The organism is Bartonella sp. AD328YNZD, assembly GCF_042196425.1.
This window is the reverse complement of sequence record NZ_JBHIQG010000242.1, coordinates 1-3,754: the sequence shown is the minus strand read 5'-3', so window position 1 is coordinate 3,754 and position 3,754 is coordinate 1. Positions and strand designations below refer to the sequence as shown.

Below are 3,754 nucleotides of genomic sequence, written 5' to 3'. Positions count from 1 at the left end.
AGAATGCGTGGTGTTTGTCCCACAATGGATTGTGCTCCAATCAAAGCATGGACGCCTTCATAAGCACCATTTGCGTTCACACCCCCTAGAATATTAGTGAGTGTTGCATTTTCGTTGTCACCTTCTTGCACGCGTACGACAACAACAATGGCACCCACTTGCTTGAAAATAAGATCAAGGGCATTGGGTAAAGTGCCGCGTCGTTTACCTGTTGTATCCAGTTTTGCGGTTTGTGAAAGAGAGCCGGCTACCAAAACTGGTGTGTTGAGGGGGAATGCTCGTTCATCGGCATCGGGTGCTGTGCCAACAATTCCGATAACGGCAGACTGAACCGCGCGAAGGGGGCGGGTGCCGTCGTCAACTTCAACGACTTCAACACCGTGTAAAAAACCTGTTGCCATACTTTATGCTCCTTTGAAATATTGGCTAATGAAATGAATGGAAAAAATGAGAGGTAAAGAGGCGCTCTTGAGAAAGGTTTGTTTTCAACAAGCACTTTCTTTTTATGTTTTGACACTAGATTTTGTAGCAATTTACTTTTTTAAAAAGGTCTTCAAAGGTCATTTAAAGCCCTTTAATATGTATTATTTCTCGTTTTAGAAATCACAATTGGTGATGATAAGCTCCTTAGCGGGAACTACATTATTTAAGGCGTTACACGAATAAAACGTATTTATTTTTTTTAAGGTAAATTGACTGAAGGTTTTTCGAACTTCTGGCACATCATTGAGAGACAAAAGAAACTTCCCTTTTAATTGTGCCAGCAGCATAGCCATCCTCTGATAATCCTCTCGCTTAAACAAATCTTTGCCATAATAATCCTCAACACCCCAATAAGGCGGGTCAAGATAAAATAAGGTGTTTGGTCGATCATAGCGCCTGATAAACTCAGACCAGTCTAAATTTTCAATGGTAACACCCGCTAAACGACGGTAAATAAGCTTTAATAAGTCTTCAAGTTTAAAACGATTAAAACGTGCACCGCGGTCTGTTTCAACCCCAAACGTACGGTCGGCTACCTTCCCGCTAAAGCTTAAACGCTGCAAATATAAAAACCTTGAAGCCCGTTCTAAATCTGTGAGGGTTTCTGGATCTTGAGCACGTAATCGTTGAAATTCCTCACGGCTGCTTATTTGAAATTCCAGAAATTCTATAAACGGGTGATAATGGCGTTGTAACACCCGAAAAAAATTCACCACATCTCCTAAACGGTCATTAATGATTTCAGTGGGTGGAATCAATTTTCTCCTAAAGAATATTCCTCCCATTCCAACGAAAGGTTCGGCATAAATACTATGAGGAATGTCCTCGATAATGTTAACTATGGTTTTGGCTAGTCTTCTTTTGCCTCCAATATAAGCAGCAGCTGGTGAGATAGGATCAACAGATTTTAATTTTTCTTTACAAAGTGTATCCATCATTTTTTAACACTCTTCCATCTATATTAGCCATCTTCTCACTGTTTCCAAGTGAGAAGAAGTGGCTGCGATGTTGAGGTCTTCTTACATCGGACGGGTTGTCGCTAAACTAAGTCCCGTTGGCTGGGCAACCAGCCCAGCCTCTATTTTTTGTTCCATTCTCCTTGTTTTTGAGTTTCTAGGATAATTTCTGTGGGCTAACCGCTATGTTTTCTCATAGCGATAGGTTATTAGAGCGGCTTGCTAAGAGCCGTTAATCTCTTTACAAAACTTTTGGAATAGAAGAGGGGGCACGCCGTGATTTCGGGGCTTTTTCTAAAGATAAAGAATGATTTTGCTATAGTGCGACAGAGAGTATTTACTTTTGTTGCCATTTTGCTCTCCACATTAATGAAGAGACCATAACAATCATCTACACTCTCTCATAAGACTGACACTGTCAGTCAAAAAAGCCCTTTAAAGGGCTTTGAAAGAGCTTTAAAGGGGATTTTAAAAACATACAAAGCCAGCTTATACAACAAGCATCATTAACACTATTGTTTGAGTGCCTAAGCTTCTTCACCTTTTTCTTGTGATTTATGGCTAAGCTCTGCCATTGTTTCTTCATCCACCACGGGAGGAGAGAACACTTCGTCTTTATAAGTCCAGCCGATCTGCGCTTCACGTGAGGGGATTGCCTCACCATCAAAGGCGTGAACATAATCTTCTGAGGCTACAATAATATTTGTTACCACACCATTTTCAACAACTGCATATTTCATAAAAAACTCCTAGATAAAAAATCTCAACAAGATTGCTCCGTCACCACCATTGCCGCCATCTCCACCAGATTTTCCTGGAAAGTAGCCACCGCCACCGCCGCTGGTAAAACCATTTCCATCACCACCATTGCCGCCTTTCCCACTGTACCCCCCTTTTGCGATACCATCACTGCAACCACCACCAGCGCCACCATAAATAGAGCTTCCACCATGTCCAATGTTTGTTTTATAGACAATAAAGGGGCCGTCGTTACTTCTATAGTATGCGTAGCCACCACCACTCCCGCCACCGAAAGTAGAACTACTGCCATTGACGCTGGTATTGCTAGAGTAATAGCTGCCACCGCTACCGCCGCGACCACTGCTGTTGGCACTTCCTTCACTGCCACTAGTTGCGTATCCATAATATCCACCACCTCCGCCACCGCCTGCGGTAAGAAGTCCCTGAATTATTGTTTGACCACCTATGCCTCCCCTCTCGTTATTACCGCCTTTCCCACCACGTCCAATTTGAGCATTTTTTGAGTTTCCCAGCTGGTATCCTTTGATTTTAATACGTACGCAACCGCCGCCACCTCCACCACCGCCTTTTATATTACTGCCGCCTCCACCGCCACCCCACGCCCATATTTCAATATCGGTGTAGCTAGTAACACTATCAGGAAATGGAATGGGTCCACTTTCTGTCATGAGGATTTCAAGGGGATTAAGCGCGGTAACTTCTTTCAGTTTTGCAATCTCATTGCGTATTTTTTGAAGGACAGTGGTAGCCTCATCTTTTGTGTAAAGTGCCTTACCATCAACAGTTGCTGGACCTCTAAGCATGCTTCCACTTGCACTTAGACTTGTCACAACTTTATTATTGTGGGTGAGATTAAACGATGAATTACCTAACAGCTCTAAGCCACCACTCATGCTAACTTTGCTGGTAAATTTATTATAACTTTGCCATTCATTTGGGCTTGTGAGGCGCCCATAGCTTGTGAGATCTTCGTTAAGCTTGGCTCTAAAATCGTCAAGCCCCACGATATCTTCGGTTTTATGTTGATGCGCGCCTAACAGTGAGACAGCACTGCCAAAGGTAAAGTTATTGTTGCTTGATTTATAGAGAACATAGTTGTTAGCGGCATCTTTTGCCCCTTCGATATCGCTTAAATCAGCAAAAGTAAAGGTTTTATCCGCTGCCATCTTGCCATTGAGAGCGCTTTCTAGATCTGCGATTTCGTTGATCGTATGCGTGTGCTGTAAAGGCGCCTTTTCGTTTACCTTTTCCTCAACTTCCGCAAGTGCTTGATCAATTTTGGTCAAATTTTCCCGCAAGATTGGGAATTCAGAACTGATAAAACGCCCCTCTTTAGGCAATTCCATGTCGAGTTTTTTGGTTTTTGTCATCTCTCATTTTCCCATTATAATATGCCAGTTCCCATCACAATATGCCAGCGCCAAAATCACTCACCATGGACCGCGCAGCAGGTCCACCGGTAAGGGTCAATTTCAAGCGCGCTTGTTTGGCTGTTTTGTCACTGCTGGTAAATTTTCGTTCTGTCCAAAGTGGTTCAGCGAGTTGTTCTGTTT

General features: G+C 43.0%; 3 protein-coding genes and 1 pseudogene. All 4 read right to left on the bottom strand.

The annotated features are described in order from the left end of the window. Nucleotides 1–401, bottom strand: a pseudogene (locus ACFIO3_RS09975) (phage tail protein); the annotation flags it as partial. A 195-nt stretch (nucleotides 402–596) separates the two neighbouring features. Further along, a complete protein-coding gene (locus ACFIO3_RS09970; protein ID WP_375704390.1) occupies nucleotides 597–1,418 on the bottom strand; it encodes a DNA adenine methylase in 822 nt (273 codons plus the stop codon). 548 nt (nucleotides 1,419–1,966) lie between these two features. Then, a complete protein-coding gene (locus tag ACFIO3_RS09965; protein WP_375608845.1) occupies nucleotides 1,967–2,179 on the bottom strand; it encodes a hypothetical protein in 213 nt (70 codons plus the stop codon). A 9-nt stretch (nucleotides 2,180–2,188) separates the two neighbouring features. Then, nucleotides 2,189–3,571, bottom strand: a complete 1,383-nt coding sequence (locus tag ACFIO3_RS09960; RefSeq protein ID WP_375617380.1) for a Bgr_08870 family protein — start codon at nucleotides 3,569–3,571, stop codon at nucleotides 2,189–2,191. Nucleotides 3,572–3,754 lie beyond the last annotated feature (183 nt).